Source organism: Aeromonas dhakensis (genome assembly GCF_002285935.1).
GTDB classification, from domain to species: domain Bacteria; phylum Pseudomonadota; class Gammaproteobacteria; order Enterobacterales; family Aeromonadaceae; genus Aeromonas; species Aeromonas dhakensis.
Map to the genome: position 1 here is coordinate 2,001,491 of NZ_CP023141.1, position 25,249 is coordinate 2,026,739.

The window sequence follows — 25,249 nt, forward strand, 5'->3', positions numbered from 1 at the left end:
GGTAGAATCGTCCCCCTTTTTTGGTCGATGCCTTCTTAACACCGGATTTCCATGAAAAAAACACGCGCTTTTTTAAAATGGGCCGGGGGAAAATACTCCCTGGTTGAAGAGATTGCCGAGCGTTTGCCGGCCGGGCGTGTGTTGCTGGAGCCCTTCGTCGGGGCCGGGTCCGTGTTTCTCAACACCGACTACGACGCCTATGTGCTCAACGACATCAATCCGGATCTGATTGGGCTTTACAACCACCTCAAGCAGACGCCGGACAGCTTCATCGCCGAGGCGCGCAAGCTGTTCGTGGCCGAGCACAACCACAAGGCCGCCTACTACCGGCTGCGTACCCAGTTCAATCAGGCCGATACCAGTTTCGAGCGTGCCCTGTTGTTCCTGTTTCTGAATCGGCACGGTTTCAACGGCCTGTGCCGTTACAACAAGAAAGGGGGCTTCAACGTCCCGTTCGGTTCTTACAAGAAACCCTATTTCCCGGAAAAAGAGCTGTGGGCCTTCGCCGAGAAGGCGCAGAAGGCGACCTTCATCTGTGAAAGTTATGCCGACGCCATCCAGCGCGCCGAAGAGGATTGGGTCATCTATTGCGATCCGCCCTATGCGCCGCTCTCCACCACGGCGAGCTTCACCACCTATTCGGCCGGCGGCTTTACCCTGGACGATCAGGCCGTGCTGGCCAGACTGGCCCGCCACACCGCGGCCCGCAAAGGGGTGCCCGTGCTCATCAGCAACCACGACATCGAGCTGACCCGCGAACTCTATCGCGGTGCCCGCCTCGACGAGATCCTGGTCAAGCGCACCATCAGCCGCAACGGTGGCACCCGCAACAAGGTGGCCGAGTTGCTGGCGCTCTATCCGCCCGGCATCGAGCCGGAGCAGGGCTACTACCCGAGCGACGCCGAACTGGCGCCACTCGGCTGAGACAGACGGCACCTTGGGTGCCGTTTTTTATGTCTCCCGCAGTCGATGAGGGGGATAGGCAGATCCTGCGGGATATTTTTTGGGCCTGTATTGTGTGCAGATGTACGGTCATGATGGAGCCTGCGTATTCCATACCGTGTGCAGGTCGTTTTCAGCATCCATTTGTGGTGATGATGGCGTTCGCTTTTTCCGTACCGTGTGCGGGTCGTTTTCGGCGCTCGTTTGCGGTAAAATTGCGCCGCTTTTTCTGCCACGCTGCCAATGGATGACGCTGATGAAAGACTTTCTTATTGCCCCCTCGATCCTCTCCGCCGACTTTGCCCGTCTGGGGGACGATGTCGCCAAGGTGCTGGCCGCCGGTGCCGACGTGGTCCATTTCGACGTGATGGACAACCATTATGTGCCCAACCTGACCATAGGCCCCATGGTCTGTCAGGCCCTGCGTGACTACGGCATCGAGGCGCCCATCGACGTGCACCTGATGGTCAAGCCGGTGGATCGCATCATTCCCGACTTTGCCAAGGCCGGTGCCTCCCTCATCACCTTCCACCCGGAAGCGTCCGATCACGTCGACCGCTCCTTGGGGCTCATCAAGGAGCAGGGCTGCCAGGCAGGTCTGGTGCTGAACCCGGCCACCCCGCTCACCTGCCTGGAGTACGTGATGGACAAGCTGGACGTGATCCTGCTGATGTCGGTCAACCCGGGCTTCGGTGGCCAGAGCTTCATTCCTGGCACCCTCGACAAGCTGCGCCAGGTGCGCCGCCTGATCGACGAGAGCGGCCGCGACATCCGTCTCGAGATCGACGGCGGGGTCAAGGTGGAGAACATCCGTGAAATTGCCCAGGCGGGTGCCGACATGTTCGTGGCCGGCTCTGCCATCTTCAGCCGCCCGGACTACAAGGCGGTGATCGACGAGATGCGGGCGGAGCTCTCTCATGTCAAACGCTGAACGTGATTTTGACCTGGTGCTGTTCGATCTGGACGGCACCCTTATCGACAGCGCCCCGCAACTGGCGTTGGCGGTCAACCGTACGCTGACCGAACTCGGGCTGGCCGAGGCCGACGAGGCCGTGGTACGGACCTGGGTCGGCAACGGTGCCGACAAGCTGATCCAGCGTGCGCTGGACTATCGCGCGGCGCCCGAGCTGTTTGCCAGCGCCCGTCCGCTGTTTGACCGTCACTATCAGGCCTGCCTGCTGGAAGGGCTGGCCATGTATGACGGGGTCGAGCAGAGCCTGCGCCGCCTGCAGGCGCTGGGCTACCGGCAGGGGATCGTGACCAACAAGCCGAGCCACTTCGTGCAGCCGATCCTCGATGCCCTCGGCATCGCCGATTGCTTCGCGCTCTGGCTGGGGGGCAACTGCGTGCCCGTCAAGAAACCGAGCCCGGAACCGCTGCTGCTGGCCTGTCACGAGCTGGGCGTCAGCCCGTCGCGCACCCTGATGGTGGGCGACTCCGAAAATGACGTGCTGGCCGCTCAGGCCGCCGGCATGAAGGTGGTGGGGCTGACCTACGGCTACAACTACGGTCGTCCCATCGCAGATTCCCGCCCGGACTGGGTATGCGAACAGTTTGCCCAGCTCGACGCGCTGCTGGCCGAATAAGCTGGCCGGGCAGGCCGAATAACAAGGATCAACACTCTGATGACTAAACCTATCGTATTGAGCGGGGCCCAACCGTCGGGCCAGCTGACCATCGGCAACTACATGGGGGCCCTGCGTCAGTGGGTCAACATGCAGGATGACTTCGACTGCCTCTACTGCATCGTCGATCTGCACGCCATCACCACCCGCCAGGATCCGGCCGCCCTGCGCAAGGCCTGCCTGGACGCCGCCGCCCTCTATCTGGCGGTGGGGATCGATCCGGCCAAGAGCACCGTCTTCATCCAGTCCCACGTGCCGCAGCATGCCGAGCTTGGCTGGATCCTGAACTGCTACACCCAGATGGGCGAGCTGTCGCGCATGACCCAGTTCAAGGACAAGTCTGCCCGTTTCGAGAACAACGTCAACGTCGGCCTGTTCGGTTATCCGGTGCTGATGGCGGCCGACATCCTGCTCTATCAGGCCAATCAGGTGCCGGTGGGCAACGACCAGAAGCAGCACCTGGAGCTGACCCGCGACATCTGTACCCGCTTCAACAACCTCTACGGCGAGGTGTTCACCCTGCCTGAACCCTTCATTCCGACCGAAGGCGCCCGGGTGATGAGCCTGCAGGATCCGACCAAGAAGATGTCCAAGTCGGATGACAACGAGGCCAACTTCATCGGTTTGCTGGAAGATCCCAAGCAGATCGTCAAGAAGATCAAGCGCGCGGTGACCGACTCCGACGAGCCGGCGGTGGTGCGTTTCGATCCGGAGAACAAGCCGGGGGTTTCCAACCTGCTGACCCTGATGTCCGGGGTGACCGGTCGCTCCATCCCCGAGCTGGAGCAGCATTTCGAAGGCAAGATGTACGGTCACCTCAAGACCGAAACCGCCGAGGCCGTGGTTGCCTTGCTGGAGCCGATCCAGGCGCGCTTCCACGAGCTGCGTCAGGATGAGGCTCATCTGCAGGCCATTTTGGCGGCAGGTGCACAAAAGGCGCGGGAAAGGGCTGAAAAAACCCTGGCCAGCGTATATGATGTAGTCGGCTTCGTTCCTCGAGCCTGACATACTGGGAAGGTGTAGTAGAAGAGAGCTGGGTATTTGCCTGGCTTTCTTTGTTTTACCCGACCTGCTATTCGTTGTTTTCATCTTCCAATTTCAAACGCGGGCGTCTGCCCCAAGAGTTAGCATGTCTGTCGAATCAAATACCACGATTGAAGAGTTGGGTGACAAGGGTCACTGGCTGCGCAAGTTCCGCAAGGCCAAGAACCTGCATACCCTGCAACTGATGGTCTCCAACGCCATCGACAAGCACCACAAAATCCCCGCCATCGCCGCCGCCATCTACCTGGCCGAGTGCCAGCGCGAGCGCGAGATGGAGCAGGGCCGCTATCTGGATCGTTAATTCTCTGCCCTGGTTGACCCATGCTGTTGTTGATCGATAACTACGACTCCTTTACCTGGAATCTGGTGCAATATTTTGGCGCCCTGGGACAGGAGGTGGTGGTGAAGCGCAATGACGAGCTGACGCTGGATGCCATCGCCCGGCTCTCTCCCCGCTATCTGGTGATCTCTCCCGGCCCCTGCACGCCAAACGAGGCGGGCATCTCTCTGGCGGCCATCTCCCGTTTTGCCGGCCAGCTTCCCATTCTCGGCGTCTGTCTCGGCCACCAGTCGCTGGCGCAAGCCTTTGGTGCCAGGGTGGTGCGTGCCCGTCAGGTGATGCACGGCAAGACCTCGCTCATCCGCCATCGGGGGGAGGGAGTCTTCAAGGGGCTCAACGACCCGCTGCGGGTCACCCGCTACCATTCGCTCATCGTGGAGCGCGACACCCTGCCCGATTGTCTCGAGATCACCGCCTGGAGCGAACATGCCGACGGCAGCCCGGACGAGATCATGGGCCTGCGCCATAAGCAGTTGAATATAGAGGGGGTTCAGTTCCATCCGGAGAGCATTTTGAGCGATCAGGGCCATCAATTGCTGGCCAATTTTCTGGCAAATTCCTGACAAGTCGTGATCGGCCTCTCAAAATCGTGATGAGGCCAAAAATATTTTCCCTGACACTTTATTCACCTGCCTCCCTGTCCAAATTATCTCTTGCCAACACCCCCTGAGCCGTTATGCAATGCGGTTGCCTAAAATCTCACGGGCAATCGAACATTGTTCCCTGTAACGCGCTTTGTTGCAGACTTTTAGCTTTTTTTCTGTGACAATGCCGATGTGTTTACATGGATTTAACTTTTGGGCGGTGGATTATTCTGTCGCCAGATCGAAGGAGAGCAATATGTCAGAGTTGTTGGCAGTGACACGTGAAGTGTTTGATGAAGTGATGGTTCCCAACTATGCGCCCGCCAAGATCATCCCGGTGCGTGGTGAAGGGTCACGTGTCTGGGATCAGGAAGGCCGTGAGTATGTGGACTTCGCCGGCGGGATCGCCGTCAATGGCCTGGGCCATTGCCATCCCAAGCTGGTCGAGGCCCTGAAAACCCAGGGCGAGAAGCTGTGGCACCTCTCCAACGTGATGACCAACGAGCCGGCCCTGCGTCTGGCCAAGAAGCTGGTCGCCACCACCTTCGCCGACAAGGTCTATTTCTGCAACTCGGGTGCCGAAGCCAACGAAGCCGCCCTCAAGCTGGCCCGTCGCTACGCCATCGAGAAGTTTGGCGCCCACAAGACCCAGATCATCGCCTTCCATCAGGGTTTCCACGGTCGTACCTTCTTTACCGTCAGCGTCGGCGGCCAGGCTGCCTACTCCGATGGTTTCGGTCCCAAGCCCGCTGACATCACCCACGTGGCTTACAACGATCTGGCCGCACTGGCCGAGGTCATCTCCGACAATACCTGCGCCGTGGTGATGGAGCCGCTGCAGGGCGAGGGCGGCATCATTCGTCCCACCGACGAGTTTGCCAAAGGGGTGCGCGAGCTGTGCGACCAGCACAACGCCCTGCTGATCTATGACGAAGTGCAATCTGGCGTCGGCCGTACCGGCGATCTGTTTGCCTACATGGGTCTGGGCGTCACGCCGGACATCCTCACCAGCGCCAAGGCGCTGGGCGGCGGCTTCCCCATCGGCGCCATGCTGACCACCACCGAGATAGCCTCCCACCTGAAAGTGGGTACTCACGGCTCCACCTACGGCGGCAACCCGCTGGCCTGTGCGGTGGCCGAGGCGGTAATCGACGTGATCAACACTCCGGAAGTGCTGAGCGGCATCAAGCAGCGCGAGCAACTGTTCCGCGAAGGGCTGGAAGCCATCAACGCCAAGTACCACTGCTTCAGCGAAGTGCGCGGCAAGGGTCTGCTGCTGGGCGCCGTGCTGAACGACGACTACAAGGGTCGTTCCCGCGATTTCCTGCTGGCCTCCATCGATCAGGGCCTGATGGCGCTGGTTGCCGGCACCAACGTGGTGCGCTTCGCGCCGTCCCTGGTGATTCCGGAAGCGGACATCAAGGAAGGTCTGGCCCGGTTCGAGAAAGCGGTTGCCCAGGTGGTTAACGCCTGATCCAAATTGAGGTGGGGAACCCGCCCGGCAGGAGCCGGGCCCCCACCTGTCGTCAATGAAAGGGAGTTGTCATTTATGTTGGTTATCCGTCCCATCGAGCAAAAAGATTTTGCCGGTCTCAAGACCTGTGCCATCGAATCCGGCACCGGCATGACCTCGTTGCCCGTCAACGATGAACTGCTGCAGCGCAAGATAGACGCCTCCACCCAGACCTTCTCGGACAAGCCAGCGGGCAAGGGTGACTGCCTCTATTTCTTCGTCGCCGAGGATCTGGAGACCGGCGAAATGGTCGGTACCTGCGCCATCGATGCGGCCGTGGGCCTGTCCCAGCCGTTCTACAACTATCACATCGGCAAGGTGGTGCACTCTTCCCCCAAGCTCGGCATCTACAACGTGGTGGAGACGCTCACCCTCTCCAACGACTACACCGGCAATTCCGAGCTCTGCACCCTGTTTCTGCGCGAATGCGCCCGCGAGGGGCTCAACGGCCGTCTGCTCTCCAAGCACCGCTTTCTGTTCATGGCCGAACACCCCGAGCTGTTTGATGAAACCGTCTTCGCCGAGATGCGCGGCGTCTCCGATGGCGATGGTCACAGCCCCTTCTACGAGTGGCTGCAAAAGCATTTCTTCTCGATGGATTTTCCCACCGTCGACTATCTCACCGGCATCGGCAAGAAGCGCTTCATCGCCGAGCTGATGCCCAAGTACCCCATCTACGTCAATCTGCTGAGCAACGAGGCGCGCGCCGTCATCGGTCAGACCCACGAGAAGACCCGCCCGGCCATCAAGATGCTGCAGGACGAAGGATTCGTGAATCGCGGCTATGTCGACATCTTCGATGCCGGCCCCACTGTCGAGTGCGACGTGAAGAACATTCGCAGCGTGCGCCGCAGCCAGAAGCTGCGGGTACTGGTGGGCGAGCCCATCGGCGGCAAGACCCACCTGATCTGCAACACCCGCTACGAGCACTACCGCGCCTGCTACGGCAACATCCGGGTCGATCTCGACAAGCACGAGGCCATCATTCCGCCCAAGATGGCGGCGGCGCTCAAGGTGCAGGATGGCGACATGGTGCGTGCCGTCGATCTCGACTGATCCGGCTGGCGACGAAACCGAATATGAAACAGGCAGCCTCGGCTGCCTGCATACCACAGGGAGTGATTGGATGACTCATTTAGTGCAGTTTATCGACGGTCAGTGGCTGGCCGGTGAAGGCAAGCCGTTCGAATCAAAGGATCCGGCCAAGAATCAGGTGATCTGGCAAGGGGAGGCCGCCAGCGCCGCCCAGGTTGATGCCGCCGTCAAGGCCGCCCGCCAAGCCTTCTATCATTGGTCCGATCTGGCCCTCGACGATCGTCTGGCCATCGTGCGCCGCTACGCCGACCTGCTTGGCGAGCACAAGGAGGCGCTGGCCCTGACCATCGCCCGCGAGACCGGCAAGCCGCTGTGGGAGACCCGTACCGAGGTCGCCGCCATGCAGGGCAAGATTGCCATCTCCATCCGCGCCCATGACGAGCGCACCGGCACGGTGGAGAACCCCATGCCGGGCGCCAAGGCATTCGTGCGCCACAAACCCCACGGGGTGGTGGCGGTCTTCGGCCCCTACAACTTCCCGGGCCACCTGCCCAACGGTCATATCGTGCCGGCGCTGATCGCCGGCAATACCGTGGTGTTCAAGCCGTCCGAGCTGACCCCCATGGTGGCTGAAGCCATGCTGAAGGTGTGGCAGGAGGCGGGACTGCCCAAGGGCGTGCTCAACCTGGTGCAGGGCGAGGTCGACACCGGCAAGGCGCTGGCCGGCAATCCGGACATCGACGGCCTCTTCTTCACCGGTTCGTCCCGCACCGGCCACTTCCTGCACCAGCAGTTTGCCGGCCAGCCGGGCAAGATCCTGGCCCTGGAGATGGGTGGCAACAACCCGCTGCTCGTGAAAGACGTGAGCGACATCGATGGCGCCGTCCATGCCATCGTGCAGTCCGCCTTCATCACCTCGGGCCAGCGCTGCACCTGCTCGCGCCGCCTGTTTGTCGAGCGCGGTGTGCGGGGCGATGCTCTGGTCAAGCGCCTGGTGGAGGTGGTCGGCCAGATCAAGGTCGGCCTCTATGACGCCGCCGAGCAGCCGTTCATGGGCGCCATGATCAGCGAGAAGGCTGCGCTTGGCATGGTCGAGGCGCAAGCCAGCCTGCAGCGCCTCGGTGGCGAGAGCCTGCTTACCCTCAAGCACCTGGAAGCGGGCACCGGCTTCGTCTCTCCAGGCATCATAGACGTGACCGCGGTCAGCGCGCTGCCGGATGAAGAGTACTTCGGCCCGCTGCTGCAGCTCATTCGCTACGACGACTTCGATGCCGCCATCGACCAGGGCAACGCCACCAGCTTCGGCCTCTCGGCCGGCCTGCTCGGCGACAGCGAGGCGGACTGGAACCACTTCTTCAAGCGCATTCGCGCCGGCATCGTCAACTGGAACAAGCCCATCACCGGCGCCTCCAGTGCCGCCCCGTTCGGCGGCATCGGCGCCTCCGGCAACCACAGAGCGAGCGCCTACTACGCCGCCGACTACTGTGCGTATCCGGTGGCTTCCGTCGAAGACAGCAAGGCTGCCATGCCGGATCAGCTGTCTCCCGGCCTGAGCTTCTGACAACAACGAAAAGGGGGCACCTCAGGGTGCCCCTGTCTGTACCCGCAATCAAAGGAAAGAGAGATGCAAAAGGATATCGACACCCTGTTCAGTCATCTGTGGGACAACTACATCAAGGTGACCCCGAGTGCCCACAAGGTGCACACCCTGCTGGGGGGCGGTGAACCCATCGTCAACGATCACGTGGCGTTTCGTACCTACAACCTGCCCAAGCTGGGGCTGGAGAAGCTGGCGGCCCACTTCCTGGCGCTCGGCTACGAGCAGAAGGGCGAGTACGTGTTCAAGGCCAAGAAGCTCTACGCCAAGCACTTCGAGCACAAGGATCCGGACGCTCCCAAGGTGTTCATCAGCGAGCTGAAGGTAGAGGAGCTCTCCGAAGGCGCTCAGGCCATCATCCACAAGCTGGTGGATCAGGTGCCCGATCATCTGACCGATACCGCCGCCTTCCTATATGCCGGTGCCCCCTGGCAGGTCTCCTATGCCGACTACCAGACTCTGCTGGCCGAGAGCGAGTATGCGGCCTGGATGGCGGCCTGGGGTTATCGCGCCAACCACTTCACCGTCAACATCAACCGCCTGCGGGATTTCGACACCATAGAGCAGGTCAACGCTGCCCTGAAAGCGGCCGGCTTCGTGCTCAACAGCGTGGGCGGCGAGGTGAAAGGGGACCCGCAGGTGATGCTGGAGCAATCCTCCACCATGGCCGACAAGGCGGACGTGGCCTTCAGCGACAGCGTGCGTACCATCCCGAGCTGCTTCTACGAATTCGCCCTGCGCTACCCGCAGGCGGACGGCGTGCTCTACCCGGGCTTCGTCGAGGCCTCGGCCGACAAGATCTTCGAATCCACCAACGCCATGTAAGGCGGGGCCGGCTCATGCCGGTACGGATACATGCAAAACGCCTCCCTTGTGGAGGCGTTTTTGTCCTGGCTGACACAGAGTGTTGGGCCTAGCGCTGGTAGAGCTCCCCCTCCAGCACCAGTACCGTCTCCATTCCAGCAGCGCGGCCGGCCTGCAGGCCGATCTGGGTGTCTTCGAACACCAGGCAGTTGGCGGGGTTGGCCCCCAGCTGCTCGGCCACTTGCAGGAAGGTGTCGGGGTGGGGCTTGTGGTTGACCACATCGTCGGCGCTCACTACCACCTGGATATAGGCATCGAGCCCGGTGCTTTTGAGGATCGACTCCGCCTGATTGCGCGGCGAGCCTGTGCCGATACCCATGGGGACCTTGCCGTGGCAGCGCCTGACCAGCTCCCACATGGCAGGAAAGACGCTCACTTGCTGGATATGCTCCATGTAGAGGGCCACCTTGCGGCGGGTGAAGGCCTCCGCATCGATATCCAGCCCATGCTGTTCGGCTAGAATGGCGACGATCTTGCGGGTGGGAATGCCGCCGTACTCGTTGAGCTGGGCGCGATCGAAGGGCAGGCCGAACTCGGCGCTGGTGATTTCCCAGGCATCCAGGTGGCGCGGCATGGAGTCCACCAGGGTGCCATCCATATCGAAAATCAGGGCGTCGTACTGCTCAAACCGGAACTGCTCGGACATGGGGCTGCTTCCTCTCGGGGTAAAAGGGCAGCCTACCAGAGCGGGGGGCACAATGCCGCGACCGGGGTCATGCTTGCCGGCATGGATGCCCTGGTTTTGGTCATCCGCCGGTGATGTATGAGACAATAACAAGTTCTGCGCCGCAGACGCTGGAGCAACAAAGGAGCGAGCCCGTCTTATGTCCCCCAAAACCATCTTCTCGAGCGTGGCCCTGGTGATCGCGCTAGGTTCACTGGAAAAGAGCATAGTCACCACCCCGCTGCCCATCATAGGGGCCGAGCTCAATGCCGGCGCCGCCCTCACCTGGGTGGTCACCGCCTACCTGCTGGCGGCCACCGCCGCCCTGCCCATCTACGGCAAACTGAGCGACATGTTCGGTCGCGTGCGCATGCTCAACATCGGTATAGGCCTGTTTCTGGCCGGCTCGGTGGCCTGCGGCCTGGCCCAGGATCTGCCGACCCTGCTGGCCGCCCGGGTGCTGCAGGGGCTGGGAGGCGGCGGCCTGATCGCGCTCGCCTTCACCGTCATCGCCGACAGCATACCGCCGCGGGAGGTGGGCAAGTATCAGGGCTATATCTCGGCGGTCTACGCGGTTTCCAGCATTGCCGGCCCCTTGCTCGGCGGTTATTTTACCGAGCAGCTCAGCTGGCGCTGGATCTTCTGGATCAACCTGCCGCTCGGGGCCATCGCCCTCTGGCTGGTGAACCGCAACCTGGGCCACCTCAATGTGCGTCGTCACAGCCGCTTCGACTGGAAGGGGGCGGCGCTGCTCATCACTGTCACCACTCTCACCCTGTTGCTGCTCTCGCCGGAGGCGGCGCTGCCCGCCATCTGGCTTGCGGCCGCGCTAGTGGTGGCCCTGTTGTTGCTGGTGCTGATCGAGCGGCGGGCCCACGACCCCATCTTGCCGGCCCACCTGGCGCGTCAGCCCGGTTATCTGGTGAGCGTGCTGCTGGCGCTGGCCTCGCAACTGCTGATGTTCGCCGTGCTGGTCTACCTGCCGCTGCAGATGCAGTGGCAGAAGGGGATGAGCGCCAGCGACAGCGGCGAGATCATGGTGATCTTCATGGTCTGCATCACGGCGGGGGCCTTCGTCGGCGGCAAGCTGATCGGTCACACCGGCTACTACAAGCGTTTCGTGGTGGTGGGGTTCGCCCTGGCGGCGCTGGCCCTGTGGCAGATCCACTTCGACGTCTGGATCAGGCTGGGGCTGGCGTTTGCCGGCATCGGCCTTGGCCTGGTGCTGCCCGCGCTCTCGGTGGTGGTGCAAAACGCCCTGCCGCGGGAGGATCGTGGCATCGGCATGTCGCTGTTCAACTTTGGCCGCGAGCTGGGCGGGGCGGTCGGGGTGGCCATCTGCGCCGTGCTGTTCCACTCCGCCCTGCCGGCGGGCAGCAGCCACAACCTGGCCAGCCTGAGCCCGGTCGAGCTGGCGCCCGGCTTCAGCGCCACCTACATCGGCATGGCGCTGATCGCCAGTGCCGCCCTGCTGGTCACCCTGCTGGCGTTGAAGCGCCACGAGCTGGCCGACATGCCCGCCTGATGGCCGCCAGCCGATAAAAGAGGGCTCCCCGCGGGGAGCCCTCTTTATTGGTGGTAACTTGCGCGCTTACTCCTGCGCCGGCGCCTCCTTGCCGGCCAGCTGGCTCAGCCAGGCGAAGCGGCGGTGGGCATCCTCCTGCGCCTCTTCATAGAGCCGGCTGGCCACCTCCGGCAGCTGGCGGGTGAGGCGCTCGAAGCGGGGCTCCTGCTGCAGGGTGTCGGCCAGCGACGCGCTGGGGGTGCGGGAGTCCAGTGCCAGCGGCGCCTTGCCTTCTTCCTTGCGGCGCGGATCGTAGCGGTAGAGTGGCCAGAAGCCGGTGGCGGTCAGCTGCTTCATCTGCTCGTGGCTCTGGGCCAGATCGTAGCCGTGCTCCTCGCAGGGGCTGTAGGCGATGATGAGGGAGGGGCCCGGGTAGGCCTCCGCCTCCTGGATCGCCTTCACAGTCTGGTTCATCTGGGCGCCGAGGGAGATCTGCGCCACGTAGACGTGACCGTACATCATCACGTTGGCGCCAAGATCCTTGCGTCCCTTGCGCTTGCCCTGCTCGCCAAACTTGGTGATGGCGCCGAGGGGAGTGGCCTTGGACTGCTGACCGCCGGTGTTGGAGTAGCACTGGGTGTCGAGCACCAGCACATTGATGTTCTCCCCCAGGCTCAGCACGTGATCCAGCCCGCCGTAGCCGATGTCGTAGGCCCAGCCGTCACCGCCGATGAGCCAGACCGATTTCTCCACCAGGTAGTCCGCATCACGGGCCAGCTCCCGGGCCGCTGTGTCGGTGCGCCTCTGCAGCAGTGCGCGCAGCTGCGCGATATGGGCCCGCTGCTCGGCGACCGGCAGGCTGGCGTCCTGCAGCCCCTGCTGCAGCCCGGTCGGGACCACATCGCCCAACTCAGCCAGCAGGCGGCGTACCCGCTCGCGATGCTGATCCACGGTGAGCCGAAAGCCCAAGCCAAATTCGGCGTTGTCCTCGAACAGGGAGTTGGCCCAGGCTGGGCCGCGCCCGTCGGCATTGGTGGTGTAGGGGGTGCTGGGCAGGTTGCCGCCATAAATCGACGAGCAGCCGGTGGCGTTGGCGATGAGCAACCTGTCCCCGTAGAGCTGGGTCAGCAGCTTGATGTAGGGGGTCTCGCCGCAGCCGGAACAGGCACCCGAGTATTCAAACAGCGGCGAGATGAGCTGGGAGGTGCGGATGTCGATGCGCTCCAGCTGCTCGGCGCTGCGCTCGGGCAAGTCCAGGAAGAAGTCGTAGTTGGCCTTCTGGGCCTCGAGGTGATCCAGCCGCGATTCCATGTTGATCGCCTTGCGGTTCGGATCGGCACGATCCTTGGCCGGGCACACCTCGACGCAGAGGTTGCAGCCGGTGCAATCCTCCGGCGCCACCTGCAGCACGTACTGCTGGCCGCGCATGTCGCGGGCCTTCACATCCAGTGCATCCAGGGTGGCGGGGGCATCCTCTAGCGTTTCTTTATCCACCACTTTGGCGCGGATGGCGGAGTGGGGGCAGGCGGCGACGCAGTAGTTGCACTGGGTGCAAAGGTCTGCCTGCCAGATGGGCACCTCCTTGGCGATGTTGCGCTTCTCCCAGCGGGTGGTGCCCACCGGCCAGGTGCCGTCCGGCGGGAAGGCGGAGACCGGCAGGCTGTCGCCAAGCCCTGCCAGCATGGCGGCGGTGACGGTCTGCACGAAGTCCGGCGCCTTGGGGGAGACCACCGGCGGGCGGGGCCGGCTGTCGGCCTCCATCTCGCCGAGGGGCACCTGGGTCAGGGCTGCGCAGGTGGCAGCGAGGGCCTGCCAGTTGCGCTCCACCAGCGCCTGCCCTTTGCTGCCGTAGCTGTTGGCGATGGCCTGTTTTAGCAGCCGGATGGCCTCATCCAGCGGCAGGATGGCGGTGAGCTGGAAGAAGGCCATCTGCATGACGGTGTTGATGCGCTGGCCGAGCTGGCAGTCGCGGGCAATCTTGGCGGCGTTGATGGTGTAGAGACGGGCCCCCTTCTCGCGCAGGGCATGTTGCACCTCGAGGGGGAGGCGGCCCCAGAGCTCGGCCGCACCATAGGGGCTGTTGAGCAGGAAGATGCCCCCCGCCTTGAGCCGCTCCGCCATCCGGTAGAGATCGATGAATTGCCACTGGTGGCAGCCGACGAAGTCCGCCTCTTCCACCAGATAGGCCGACTGCAACGGCCGCGTTCCCACCCGCAGGTGGGAGACGGTGAGTCCACCCGCCTTCTTGGAGTCGTAGACGAAGTAGCCCTGGGGATAGAGCTCGGTGTGGTTGCCGAGGATCTTGATGCTGTTCTTGGCCGCCGAGACGGTACCGTCGCTGCCAAGGCCGTAGAAGAGCGCCTCCAGCTTGAGGTGGCTGGCCGGGGGCACTGAGGTCGGCAGCGGCAAGGAGAGGCCGGTGATGTCGTCAAAGATGCCGACGGTAAAGCGCGGGCGCGGGTTAGCCAGCGCCAGCTCGTCAAACACCGCCTGCACGCAGGCCGGGCCGAACTCCTTGGAAGAGAGGCCGTAGCGCCCGCCGATGACCCGAGGCAAGCTGACCCGCTCACCCCGGCTGACCGCCTCGGCCAGTGCCGTCATCACGTCCAGATAGAGGGGCTCGGCCAGGGCGCCCGGCTCCTTGGTGCGATCCAGCACCGCTATCTTGCGGGCGCTTGCGGGAAGGGCGGCCAGCAGATGCTTGGCCGAGAAGGGGCGGTAGAGGCGCACCTTCACCAGCCCCACCTTCTCCCCTCGGGCCAGCAGGTGTTCGATCACCTCCTCACAGGTGCCGATGGCGGACCCCATCAGCACCAGCACCCGCTCGGCCTCTGGGTGACCCAGGTATTCGAACGGCCGGTAGTGGCGACCGGTCTGCGCGCCGAAGGCGTCCATCGCCTCGCTCACGTGGCGATAGCCCTCGTCATACCAGGGGTTGCTCGCCTCCCGGCACTGGAAGTAGGTGTCCGGGTTGGCGGCGGTGCCGCGAATGACCGGCTTGTCGGGGGTCAGCGCCCGCTCCCGATGGGCCTGGATCGCCTCGGCGGGCAGCAGGGCGCGCAGGGTGTCGTCATCGAGCGGCACTATCTTGGCTATCTCGTGGGAGGTGCGAAAACCGTCGAAGAAGTGGATGAAGGGGAGCCGGCTGTTGAGGCTGGCCACCTGGGAGATGAGGGCGAAGTCCTGCGCCTCCTGCACATTGCTGGCGCAGAGCAGGGCGCAGCCGGTCTGGCGCACCGCCATCACGTCCGAGTGGTCACCGAAGATCGACAGGGCGTGGGTCGCCACGGTGCGCGCCGCCACGTGCAGCACGAAGGGAATGAGCTGGCCCGCCAGCTTGTAGAGGTTGGGGATCATCAGCAGCAGCCCCTGGGACGAGGTGAACGAGGTCGCCAGCGCTCCGGTCTGCAGGGCACCGTGGACGGTGGCGATGGCGCCCCCCTCCGACTGCATCTCCACCACTCGCGGCACATCCCCCCACAGGTTGGCACTGCCCTGGCTCGCCCAGGCCGACGACTGCTCGGCCATGGCGGAGCTGGGGGTGATGGGATAGATGGCGATCACTTCGCTGGTGCGATAAACCACGGAGGCAACGGCGCTGTTGGCGTCCGTCGTTAGCATGTCGTGTTTCATTCTCAAACCTTGGTTGCACAGTCGGCGTGGGTACGCAAACGACAAAAGAGACCGGGCCTTGCCCCGGGGGGAGCGAAAGCGTGCTGTGCCCTTCCTTGTGGCAATCTGTGTCACTGGCCTGTGACGGTGAATTCGCTGATCCTGCGCTGGGGTGAATCAATGTTGCGGCAAGAAAATATGTGATGGAACGTTAATATGAGTAATGTCTCGCGGTTGTGATTGTCAATCTTCAAATTTATCCGCTCGATGAATTAAGGCTTCATATTTATTAAGCAAGAGTCGGCATTGCCAAAATAAATATCTGGTGAATCAGACCATCCTATTTATGGGGAAATAGATGCCAATGCGTCCCTGCACTGGCATGCAATAATAGTCATCAGAAGGTCATCATTCTCTTGTCATTAAAATTTATCGGACCAGCCCAGCTGCTGAAAAATCTGCTTTGATTTTTCCCCTTTCAAATATTCGGCGAAACGTACCGCATCCTGGCTCGGGCTCTTGTTAAGGACTATGTTCACATCCCGATAAACCACCAGCTGCTCTTCAATCGCCACCACGTCGCCCACGTCCGGGTTGCTCCTGGCCCAGTCAATCCAGGTTATCCAGGCATCGACGCGGGGATCTTCCTGGAACGCCTTGCGGGCGCTGCCGCTGTTGGGGGTGTATTGCACTATGTTGTTTCGAAAATCGGCCACCAGCTTGATGTCACCGGTGCGACCTATCATGTCTTCCCACACTCCGGTTCCCGAGGTGTTGCTGACCCCGGCCCCCTCCGGCACGACTATGCCGATGCCCGGTTTGGCCAGATCGGCCAGCCCCTTGATATTCTTGGGGTTGCCCTTCTTGACCAGAATGATGGCCGGGCGCAGGTAGAGCGGGGTAATCTTGTTGATGTCGAACTGCTGCTGATGGTCGGTGGCGATCGCCAGGGCCGATTGCTCGGAGGCGCCGAACAGCATGTCGGCGTTTTTGCTGGCATCGTCATTCCAGGTCGCCTGCGGCCCGAAATGGACGTTGACCTTGATCCCCGTCTCCTTTTCAAAGGCGCTGCCCACCTTGATCAAGGCGGTGTGCGGCCCGCCGGGGCCATATAAGTTGACGTCCGCCAATGTGGCATAACTGGTCAGCATGGTTACCAATGCGGAAGCCGTCATAAATATATGCTTTTTCATTATCTACACTCCTTTGGGACTGATGGTTCAAGCGAAAAGGACCGGTCGTTTATCGAATTTATTTCAACGAAATATGAACGGTGAAATATTTCATGGTCAGGCATCAATACTATTTAAAGCGGCACAAGCCATGATTTGACATCTCTTCTTTCTTATATTCTGACGCCCACCATACCGGCAATGATGGCCAGCGCGAGGGCTGCCGAGCCGGCCAGTCCGGTGTACCACAGCAGCCTGATGCGGCTCGTTGCCACGCCGTGGGCCGCGAGCACCACCCGCAACCCGGCCAGCAGATGCGCCAGTACGAAGAAGACGCCGAGGGTGTAGTGGGGCACCAGGCGAATATTCCAGGGATCCATTAGCAGGCCCGCCTCGCCACCGGTGGCAAAACTCCAGTCGGTCGGTATGCCGAGGAAGCTGCGGGCATAGATGAATACCGAGTTCATGTGCCCCAGCACGAACACCGACAGATAAACGCCAGAGGCGATCTGGAAGGTTGTCAGCCAGTTATGTCGGGTACTGCTCCAGCGCCAGGCAAGATAGAGACCTGAGCCGACCTGGAAGAGAAACGCCGCCACCAGCAGGGGTTCGACAACGCCGGCCCGGTAGACGGTGCGACCCGCCTCCATGACCCGGGCGTGAAGCTCGGGGCCGACCAGCCCGGTCAGGTGATTGGCCAGATGAAAGATCACATAGCAACAGAGCACCAGTGCGCTGATGCCATGGGCGATGCGCCAGCGTCCCAGTCCACCCACGGGACGGGCCTGCGCTGCCACTGTCTGGTGTGACTCCCACCCCAGCAGCATGGCGCCAACCCAGAACAGAGACCACACCAGCACATCGGGCAGCGGGCTGCCGACCAGCGTCTGCACCACTCCGAGCAGGACATAGAGGCTGGGGGCCGCCACGCTCAGGTAAGCCAGTCGACGCATGCCTGTGGTGATGCCGGGCCGATTGGCGACGATCAGCCCCGCCAGGGGAACGGCCAAGGCCAGCAGCAGCGAGAGCAGGGCGCCGAGCAGACTGGCTGCGCCGTTCTGGTCGATCCATTTGTTGAAGATCACTAACAGAAACGGATAGCCGAGCGCGGCCAGCGGGGGGAGCAGACAGAGTGTGTGAGGGCGCTGCACCATGATGTGCTCGCGGCTCTCGTCCGCGATCCTGGAAGGTAGGGACATACTGATATTCCTGCTTGATAGGGCGGAAAACCACCTTGATTCGGGTCTATTCAGATAACCGCGGCGCGATATCCTGCGCGGGGCAACCCGTCATGCCGCCATGAGCGAGCGGCCGCAGTGACCGAGAGTCGGCTCCCAGCAATCGGGGCCGGCGAGAGGTGGGCCAATCTATTCCAGGGAATATCTCAGCAAGGAGGTCAGGTACTGCATATGTTTTATTTCCCCTTTAACTGAGTGCCAGGTTGATAATGTGAGGATAAAAAAAGCGGCCAAGGGGTAACAGGGACAAGAATGGTCATATGGAGTAGTCCATACAGATAACAGGGAGTAATGAGATCTCTTTTGACTCCCTTTTATTGATTGCCGACGACCGGCAGGCTGGCAGAGATAATTCGGCCACAGCGTGATATAAAGACGGGCGGGAGGCGACGGATTTTAATCTTGACGTATTGAGCAGGCTTGTATAAAAAATACGCCAACTGATAGCGCTATACCAAGGAGAGTGTGTCGTGTTCGAGTTCACTGTTAATAAGGCGGCGCTGCTGTCTCTTTCACTATTATTTACCTCCTCGGCCATGGCCATGGAAATATCTGCAGATAAAACCAGAACTGTTCAGGAATTTACCGGCAATGTCATGTTGAAGGTAAATGATAATGAGTCTGTGACTGTCTCTGCCGATTCGGTCAGAAAAAGCCAGGATGGCATGGAGTATTCTGGCAAGGTCACCTTGTCTGCCGAAAAATTTAATGCTGAAGCTGATGAAATAAAATCGACGACAGATGGCCACGGTACGACCACCTTTACCACTGACAAGCTGACGCTGATCAGCAAATAGCGGTCAGCCAATGCACGCCCGTGATGGCGCCATATACCATGTTTTCATGGTACAGGGTGTTATCAGCCAATATTGTCATGCTGCTCTTCTATCGTGATGCCAACAGGAGTGGATAATGGATAAACAACGGAAGTGATAGAATACAGAGCCATATTTCATGGACCCCTCTCATGGACATTCAGGATCTGAACCTCAGCCGGGAGCAGGCAACCCCGCTCTATCTGCAGATATACCAGCGCTATTGCCATGCCATCGCGAGCGGAGCCTTGAACGCTGGCGACCGTGTGCCCTCGGTGCGCAGTCTGGCAAGCGAACTCAACCTTGCGCGCGGCACGGTTGAAATGGCCTATCAGATGCTGATCGGTGAAGGGTATCTGATATCCCGCGGTGCCGCGGGCACTGTGGTCGCCGCCGGGCTGAACAGGCTCGTCGAGGCGCCACCCTCTCCCCGACCCGCCGCCGCGCTTGCGCCGACCCAGGGGATCCCTCACAGCGACATCCTGCCGTTCCAGCTGGGCGTGCCCGCGCTGGATCTGTTCCCGCGCAAGAGCTGGGCCCGGCTTGCCACCCGGCATCTGCGCAATATGGAGATGGTGACGCCGGATCCGGCCGGGCACCCGGCCCTGCGCCGCGCCATCGCCACCTATCTGGGCATTTCACGGGGGATCCGCTGCAGCCACGAACAGGTATTCATCACGGTTGGTTATCGGGGGGCGCTGGATCTGGTGTGCCGCGCCCTGCTGCGAGCGGGAGATCTGGGCTGGTTTGAAGAGCCTGGCTATTTTCATGCGCGCCAGTTTTTGCAGCAGGCGGGCCTGCGGTTGCACCCGGTGCCCGTCGACATGCACGGCATGGATGTCAGCCAGGGTGAGCAAGCCGCCGACGAGGCCCGGTTTGCGGTGGTCACCCCCACCCACCAGAGCCCGATGGGGGTGGCCCTCAGCCTGCCGCGTCGCCTGGCGCTGCTGGAGTGGGCAGAGCGGCGCCACGCCTGGATCATCGAAGATGACTACGACAGCGAGTTTCGCTACCACGGCCGGCCCTTGCCCCCTCTCAAGAGCCTGGATCATCAGGGGCGCGTGCTCTACACGGGGACCTTCAGCAAGGTGCTCTACCCCGGCCTTAGGCTGGCCTATCTGGTGGTGCCCGAGGCGCAGGTCGTCCGTTTTCGCGAGCTGGTGGCGCAGCTGCCCGGCGCGGGTAATCCGGTGCTGCAGGCCACCCTGGCAGACTTCATGGATCAGGGGCATTTCACCCGCCACCTGAGCAAGATGCGCAGAGTCTATGCCGAGCGGCATGGTTATCTGGTCGATGCCTTGGCCACCCACCTGGGCGACCGGTTGCGGGTGCAGCCGCAGGCTGGCGGGATCCAGCTACTGGCGCAGGTTGCCGGGGGCGTGACGGATCAGAAGCTGGTTAAGATCGCCCAAGCCAATGGGCTGGCGTTGCACGCCCTGAGTAGCTGGTACATGAACCCGGCTCAGCAAAGGGGGGTGATGATGGGGTTTGCCAACTTTGCCAGCGCAGAGCAGGCCGATCGGGCCGTGCAGCAGCTGTTGTCCCTGTGGCCGGCAGAGTGAGCGCCATCCCTGGATGATGCACTTCCCCGGTTTGTGAAGGGGCTGGTTACCAGGCGTCGTCTGCCACATGGCAGAGGTCATGAAGAGGGCTCCCGCGGGAGCCCTCTTGTCATTGTGCCTGTTGTACTCAGCCCGGCAGCCGCACCGGGCGCAGGGCGAGGATGGCCCCGCCAAACAGCAACAGGGCCAGCAGGGCCATGGCCATGGGGCCGGCGCTGTAGGCAAAGCCGGCGACGGCGGACCAGAGCGCCACCCCGAGGTGCATCAGGGTCATGGCCAGCGACATCAGCATGCCGCGCTGGGCCGGGGCGAGCTGGGCGATGTAACCCTGCAGCGCCGGCGAGCCGATACCGCCGGCCAGCGCCCACAGGCCCAGCGGCAGGGAGAGGCTGGCCAGGTTGCCAGCCGGATAGAGGTAGAAGAAGGCGCTGACCAGGGCGCACACCACCAGGGCGCCGCGCATCAGGGGGCGGCCGCTCTCCACATAGCCGGCCAGGCGCGGCATCAGCACGTTGCCGACCACGCTGATCACGCCAAGGGCGCCGTAGAGCAGTCCCACCGACCAGACGGGCAGTCCCTGGCTGTCGTGCAGGTGCTGGCCAACCAGGTTGAACAGGCCGATGCCGCCCCCCAGTCCCAACCCCATGGCGAGCAGGGCGCCGAGCGCCCCCGGAATGGCCAGTACCGAGCCCTGCACCGCGGGGGGCGTGTCGCTGGCATGAACCTGCGGCGTGCGCGCCGTGAGCCAGGCCAGGGCCGCCGCCACGGCCCAGGCGCAGAGGCCGAGCACGATGAAGGGGGTGCGCCAGCTGCTGAGCTGGGCCAGCAGGGCGCCCACCGCCGGGCTCGAGATCATGCCGAGGGTGAGTCCCGACTGCACCCAGGCGATGCGCTTCATGGCGTCGGCCGGCGCGCCGTCCGCCGCCATGGCGAAGGCGATGGGGAGCATGCCGGCGCTGGCCAGCCCGGTGATCACCCGGGTCGCCAGCCCAACCTCGAAGTTCGCCACCAGGCCGGTGGCCACCGAGGCGGCGCCAAACAGCAGGGAGGCCGGCAGCATCACCCGCAGCCGGCCGTGGCGATCCGACAGGCCGCCGAGCAGGGGGGCGATGAGGGCCAGCGCCACGCTGTAGGCGGTGATGAACAGGGTCACCCGTTCCGGGGGGACGCCCAGCTCGGCGCCGATGGGGGCGAGCAGGGGGCCCAGCATCAGCTCATCTGCCCCGACCAGAAACGCAATCAAAAACAGCAGTACTTTCAATAACATAATTTTTATTCCTTAAGCTTGGGTCGACACGGCGGCGAACTGCTGGATGTCCACCACCCGATCCGGCCAGTCGGCCACAAAGGCCGGTTCGTGGCAGACGGCGAGCACGCTGCCCGGGTAGTCGCACAGGGCCTGGCGCAGGGCGGCCTTGGTGCCGGCATCCAGGTGGGTGGTCGGCTCATCCAATATCAGCAGATGAGTGGGCTGCAGCGCCAGTCGGCACAGCTTGACCCGGGTCTGCTCACCGCCGCTCAGGGCACTGATGGGCTGGATGGCCAGCTTGCCGCCGATGCCAAGGCGTGCCAGTTGCTGGCGGGCACCCTTGTCATCCAGCCCGTGGGCGGCGGCCTTGACCAGAGCCAGCGGGGTGGCCGCGGGATCGGGCCAGTGCAGCGCCTGCTCGAAGTAACCCGACTTGAGGCCGGGGGCCAGGGCCAGTTCACCGGCGAGCGGGGCGAGGCGACCGGTCAGGGTGTTGAGCAGGGTCGACTTGCCGATGCCGTTGAAGCCGGCGATCACCACCTTCTCGCCGCGGCGCAGCTGCAGGCTGAGCGGCGCCAGCAGGGGCTGGTGGTAGCCGATCTCCAGCTCGCTCGCGGCCAGTAGTTGCGGGTGGCCCCCCTGGGCGGCGCGAAAGCTGAGGGTGACCGGTTTGGCCTGCTCGGGGGCGGCCAGGCGCTCGATGCGCGCCAACTGCTTCTTGCGGCCGTTGGCGATACTGGCGTTGACCCCGGCCCCATTCTTGGCGATGAACTGCTCGAGCCTGTCGATCTGCCGCTGCTGGGCCTGGTATTGACGGGCGTGCAGCGCCTCGGCGGCGCCCTTCTGGGCCAGCGCCTGGTCTAGGTTGCCGCGATAGGTGTGGATCTGCTGGCGGTCGATGTCGGCGATGGCGGTGGCGATGCGGTTGACGAAGGCGCGGTCGTGGGAGACCACCAGGAAGGCGCCGGGGAAGCGCTCCAGGTAGCCCGCCAGCCAGTCGACGTGGGCCGTGTCCAGGTAGTTGGTCGGCTCGTCGAGCAGCAGCACCTCCGGCGTGCGCAGCAGCAGGCCGGCCAGCATCACCTTGTGGCGCTGGCCGCCGCTTAAATTGGCGAGCAGGGTCTGCATGCCGAGCTGGGTCAGGCCGAGGCCGGCCGCCACCTCGTCGATGCGCGGATCTAACTGGTAAAAACCCTGACTCTCCAGGTGCGCCTGCAGATCGGCCGCCCGGGCCAGCTGCCGCGGCCCCAGTTCGGGGTCGGCGTAGAGGGCCAGCATCTCGGCTTCCGCCTCATAGAGGTCGGCGAACACCGACTGCAGGTAGCCCCGCAGGGTGAGGTGGCCATCCCGCACGGCGTGCTGGTCGAGATAGCCCGCCTTGATGCCGGGCTGCCAGAGGATGTCGCCGCCGTCTGGCAGACGCTCCCCCTGGATCAGCTGGAGCAGGGTGCTCTTGCCGGCGCCGTTGTGGCCGGTGAGGCAGACATGCTCGCCGGCGTGGAGACGAAAGCTCGCCTGCTGGTACAGGGTCTTGTCGCCGATGTGATAGGTCAGGTTGTGGATAGTGAGCACACTCATGGTTGTAACATCCATAAAAAACGGGGGGCAGGTACGCGACGTACCGGCCCCCCGTCTCAGCAAGGTGAAACGCTGCCAAATGGCAGAGACAAAAAGGCCGGCGATGAAGCATCTCGCCGGCCTGTGTCTCCTGTTTTCATCAGATGCGGGGCAACCTCCCAAAGAGAGGGCATTCGCGCAGCTGATGAAGATTCAGTCGATGGGCTCCGGGCAACACTTCATCGTGTTAGTGCACGGAGCACAGCCTCCTGACCGAGCATTTGAACAGGATGTACAACATTGAAAAGCGGTCCTACAAAAATTCTGGTCGCAAAATACCCAGAATTTGCCGGTGAGTCAAATCTGCGACCCTGGCACTACTCGTGGTGCAGGGTGATGCAGTCCAGCCCGCCGCTGCCGCGCAGCAGGGCCTCCGCCTGGTTCAAGCCGTCCCGTCGGTTGCTGGCAGCTTGACCCACGAAATAGGGGGTGATCCCGGCCACCTCGTGTTGCAACCAGGCGGCGAACGCCTCATTGAGGGGGGCTATGCTGGCGGCATTGGTGATGTAGAAGGGCTGCTGGCGGGTGCCCATGATGCCGTTCATCCAGTTCACCTGCCGTTTGCCCACGCTGAAGGCGCCCGGGGTAGCGATGGGGGTCAGGCCGGCATCGCGCAGTTGCTGATGGATGAGGGCGTGGATCTTGTGCCAGCGCTCGCCTTGCTGGCGCAGGTCGGTCACGCTCTTGGCCAGTTCCTGCCGCTCGCTGTCGCTCAGGGTGGCATCGCTGGCCAGCACCTGTTCGATCAGTGCCGCGCTGGCGGCGTGATCGTTGAAGAGGATGCGGCCGTCGGCCAGCGGGCGCATGGCCATGTCGAGGTGGAAGCCGGGCTGGGCCAGGATCACCAGATCCCGCTCGGCCACCTTGAGCTCCTGCGCCATCAGGCGCTGGCTGATGGCCATCATGGCGAGGAAGCGACGGGTCTGATGATCTTGCTCGGTGCCAGCCAGCCCGGTTCGCTGATAGCCGCCGGCCTGCAGCATGCGGCCAAGCCGGGTCAGGGTGGCGGCATCGGCCGTCAGCGTCTGCAGCGCATCGGTTATCTGCTCATCGCCGAAGTCGGCGTGCAGCCCGGTGGTTACCACCAGGCCTGCGTACTCCCGTTTGAGCTGGGCCAGCAGGTCGAAGGAGGCCGGCAGCGGCTGGCCGTGGATGGCGCGATAGCGCTCGGCGATGCGCTCCCCCTGTTGCGTGCTCAGAAACATGCGCTGCTCCGCCGCCTGGCGGGTCGCCCAGTTCACCTCGGACTGAGCCAGCTCGGCCTTGGCGCGCGCGGTTCTGGCAAAGGCGTGGCGCTGCGGCTCATCGAGCCCCTGTGGCAGCAGGTTGGCCGCCTCCAGGAGGATGAGGTCCACCTCGGTGTCATGGCCCTTCTGGAAGGTATGGGGGCTGCCCAGCCACTCCTCTTCGCTGAGTTGCAGCCGAAACTCGCCGTCGCGCTCCATCTTCTGCTGGCGGGTGGCGATACGCTCGCTATCCAGCCGGCTGTGGTGCAGGGTGGTTTGCAGCAGGGCGTCGCGACCAATGAGGGCATAGGGGGTACCGTCTGGGCGCTGGCCGGTCAGCATGTTGCCGCCATCGATGATGGAGAAGGTGGGGATGAGCTCGCGTCCCTGCGCCTCGGCGAAGCTGTTGGCCTGGGAGAGCATGTAATCATCCAGCCCCTGGGAATCCTGGCTGCCGAGGCTGTGGTGCCCCTCCTGCTCGGCCTCCGGGCTCTGCTCGGTGAGGGCGGTGACGAAGGCGTGGTAGCGCCCCTTGTCGGCCAGCGGTGCCTGGGGACGGAAGACGAGGGCGCCATCGCGCGACAACCACATGTTGTCCTCGGTCCAGGCGTACATGTCAGTGTGGGTGCTGACCGAGAATCCCTGTTCCCTGCCGATCTGCTCCAGCTCTGCCACCAGTTCCGGCTCGGTCTGGAGGGGCAGGTGGAGCTGGTGGATCCGGTTGCCCAGATCGTCCTGGGCCAGCTGGAAGCTGCGCTCGAGGGCGGGGGAGTGCTGGCCGTTGCTGAGGGCGGGATCGTCCGGGAAGATCAGAGGGGCCGCCATGGCCGAGTGGAACCAGAAGAGGGTGGAGATGGCGAGTGCCACGCCGGTTTTGCGCATGATGATGTCCTGTTGTTATGGCGGGCTGGTGCCCGCAAGCCTGAACGTCGGCGTACGGCGCCGTGCCGCATGCTTCGGATGGAAACCATAAGGAGAGAGCTGAGAACCACAAGGGCGCAAATCTGAATTGACTTTTAACCCAGACTAAACCGCGTTGAATATAT

At 63.0% G+C, this 25,249-nt stretch carries 20 protein-coding genes; 13 read left to right on the forward strand and 7 right to left on the reverse strand.

From position 1 onward, the window contains the following. The first annotated feature begins 51 nt into the window (after nucleotides 1-51). From CK627_RS09800 to CK627_RS09845, 10 genes are all read left to right on the forward strand, one after another. Nucleotides 52-924, forward strand: coding sequence for a Dam family site-specific DNA-(adenine-N6)-methyltransferase (locus CK627_RS09800; RefSeq protein WP_017765003.1), 873 nt, complete (start codon nucleotides 52-54; stop codon nucleotides 922-924). Nucleotides 925-1,198: 274 nt separating this feature from the next. Further along, nucleotides 1,199-1,873: a ribulose-phosphate 3-epimerase gene (gene rpe, locus CK627_RS09805; protein ID WP_010633199.1), complete on the forward strand. Its 675-nt coding sequence runs from the start codon at nucleotides 1,199-1,201 to the stop codon at nucleotides 1,871-1,873. Further along, a complete protein-coding gene (locus CK627_RS09810; RefSeq protein ID WP_005298398.1) occupies nucleotides 1,860-2,528 on the forward strand; it encodes a phosphoglycolate phosphatase in 669 nt (222 codons plus the stop codon). Before rpe ends, CK627_RS09810 begins: the two co-directional genes overlap by 14 nt. Before the next feature lie 39 nt (nucleotides 2,529-2,567). After that, nucleotides 2,568-3,572, forward strand: a complete 1,005-nt coding sequence (trpS, locus tag CK627_RS09815; RefSeq protein ID WP_005298400.1) for a tryptophan--tRNA ligase — start codon at nucleotides 2,568-2,570, stop codon at nucleotides 3,570-3,572. 124 nt (nucleotides 3,573-3,696) lie between these two features. Further along, nucleotides 3,697-3,912 carry a hypothetical protein gene (locus CK627_RS09820; protein WP_005298403.1) on the forward strand — a complete coding sequence of 72 codons (216 nt, stop codon included), beginning with the start codon at nucleotides 3,697-3,699 and terminating at the stop codon, nucleotides 3,910-3,912. A gap of 20 nt (nucleotides 3,913-3,932) precedes the next feature. Next, nucleotides 3,933-4,514: an aminodeoxychorismate synthase component II gene (locus CK627_RS09825; RefSeq protein WP_017785076.1), complete on the forward strand. Its 582-nt coding sequence runs from the start codon at nucleotides 3,933-3,935 to the stop codon at nucleotides 4,512-4,514. A gap of 277 nt (nucleotides 4,515-4,791) precedes the next feature. Next, nucleotides 4,792-6,009 (forward strand): aspartate aminotransferase family protein, encoded by a 1,218-nt coding sequence (locus CK627_RS09830; RefSeq protein ID WP_095592228.1) that lies wholly within the window; start codon nucleotides 4,792-4,794, stop codon nucleotides 6,007-6,009. Between the two features lie 75 nt (nucleotides 6,010-6,084). Continuing rightward, complete coding sequence (gene astA, locus CK627_RS09835) at nucleotides 6,085-7,104, forward strand: arginine N-succinyltransferase (RefSeq protein WP_005298408.1); 1,020 nt, start codon at nucleotides 6,085-6,087, stop codon at nucleotides 7,102-7,104. A 70-nt stretch (nucleotides 7,105-7,174) separates the two neighbouring features. Next, nucleotides 7,175-8,644 (forward strand): succinylglutamate-semialdehyde dehydrogenase, encoded by a 1,470-nt coding sequence (gene astD, locus CK627_RS09840; RefSeq protein ID WP_095592229.1) that lies wholly within the window; start codon nucleotides 7,175-7,177, stop codon nucleotides 8,642-8,644. A 63-nt stretch (nucleotides 8,645-8,707) separates the two neighbouring features. Continuing rightward, on the forward strand, nucleotides 8,708-9,505 hold the full coding sequence (locus CK627_RS09845) for a DUF1338 domain-containing protein (protein ID WP_095592230.1): 798 nt from the start codon (nucleotides 8,708-8,710) through the stop codon (nucleotides 9,503-9,505). A gap of 88 nt (nucleotides 9,506-9,593) precedes the next feature. On the opposite strand, the gene CK627_RS09850 is transcribed toward CK627_RS09845, so the two are convergent. Next, on the reverse strand, nucleotides 9,594-10,190 hold the full coding sequence (locus tag CK627_RS09850) for an HAD family hydrolase (RefSeq protein WP_095592231.1): 597 nt from the start codon (nucleotides 10,188-10,190) through the stop codon (nucleotides 9,594-9,596). A 178-nt stretch (nucleotides 10,191-10,368) separates the two neighbouring features. Between CK627_RS09850 and CK627_RS09855 the strand changes: the two genes are divergently transcribed. Continuing rightward, the gene (locus tag CK627_RS09855) at nucleotides 10,369-11,733 is read left to right on the forward strand and encodes an MDR family MFS transporter (protein ID WP_005298417.1); all 1,365 of its coding nucleotides are present in this window, start codon (nucleotides 10,369-10,371) and stop codon (nucleotides 11,731-11,733) included. Between the two features lie 66 nt (nucleotides 11,734-11,799). On the opposite strand, the gene nifJ is transcribed toward CK627_RS09855, so the two are convergent. From nifJ to CK627_RS09870, 3 genes are all read right to left on the reverse strand, one after another. Then, nucleotides 11,800-15,333, reverse strand: coding sequence for a pyruvate:ferredoxin (flavodoxin) oxidoreductase (gene nifJ / locus CK627_RS09860; protein WP_095593475.1), 3,534 nt, complete (start codon nucleotides 15,331-15,333; stop codon nucleotides 11,800-11,802). Between the two features lie 413 nt (nucleotides 15,334-15,746). Further along, nucleotides 15,747-16,517 carry a substrate-binding domain-containing protein gene (locus tag CK627_RS09865; protein WP_095592232.1) on the reverse strand — a complete coding sequence of 257 codons (771 nt, stop codon included), beginning with the start codon at nucleotides 16,515-16,517 and terminating at the stop codon, nucleotides 15,747-15,749. Between the two features lie 152 nt (nucleotides 16,518-16,669). After that, nucleotides 16,670-17,695, reverse strand: a complete 1,026-nt coding sequence (locus tag CK627_RS09870; RefSeq protein ID WP_095592233.1) for a hypothetical protein — start codon at nucleotides 17,693-17,695, stop codon at nucleotides 16,670-16,672. Between the two features lie 509 nt (nucleotides 17,696-18,204). On the opposite strand from CK627_RS09870, the gene CK627_RS09875 reads away from it, so the two are divergent. Both CK627_RS09875 and pdxR read left to right on the forward strand, forming a co-directional pair. Then, nucleotides 18,205-18,531, forward strand: coding sequence for a hypothetical protein (locus CK627_RS09875; RefSeq protein WP_017781621.1), 327 nt, complete (start codon nucleotides 18,205-18,207; stop codon nucleotides 18,529-18,531). Nucleotides 18,532-18,701: 170 nt separating this feature from the next. Then, nucleotides 18,702-20,111, forward strand: coding sequence for a MocR-like pyridoxine biosynthesis transcription factor PdxR (pdxR, locus tag CK627_RS09880; protein ID WP_095592234.1), 1,410 nt, complete (start codon nucleotides 18,702-18,704; stop codon nucleotides 20,109-20,111). Nucleotides 20,112-20,238: 127 nt separating this feature from the next. On the opposite strand, the gene CK627_RS09885 is transcribed toward pdxR, so the two are convergent. The 3 genes from CK627_RS09885 to CK627_RS09900 form a co-directional block, all read right to left on the reverse strand. After that, the gene (locus CK627_RS09885; protein WP_017787937.1) at nucleotides 20,239-21,378 is read right to left on the reverse strand and encodes an MFS transporter; all 1,140 of its coding nucleotides are present in this window, start codon (nucleotides 21,376-21,378) and stop codon (nucleotides 20,239-20,241) included. Between the two features lie 12 nt (nucleotides 21,379-21,390). Beyond that, nucleotides 21,391-22,938 carry an ABC-F family ATP-binding cassette domain-containing protein gene (locus CK627_RS09890; RefSeq protein WP_095592235.1) on the reverse strand — a complete coding sequence of 516 codons (1,548 nt, stop codon included), beginning with the start codon at nucleotides 22,936-22,938 and terminating at the stop codon, nucleotides 21,391-21,393. Between the two features lie 356 nt (nucleotides 22,939-23,294). After that, a complete protein-coding gene (locus CK627_RS09900; protein ID WP_095592236.1) occupies nucleotides 23,295-25,085 on the reverse strand; it encodes a hypothetical protein in 1,791 nt (596 codons plus the stop codon). Between the last annotated feature and the right edge of the window lie 164 nt (nucleotides 25,086-25,249).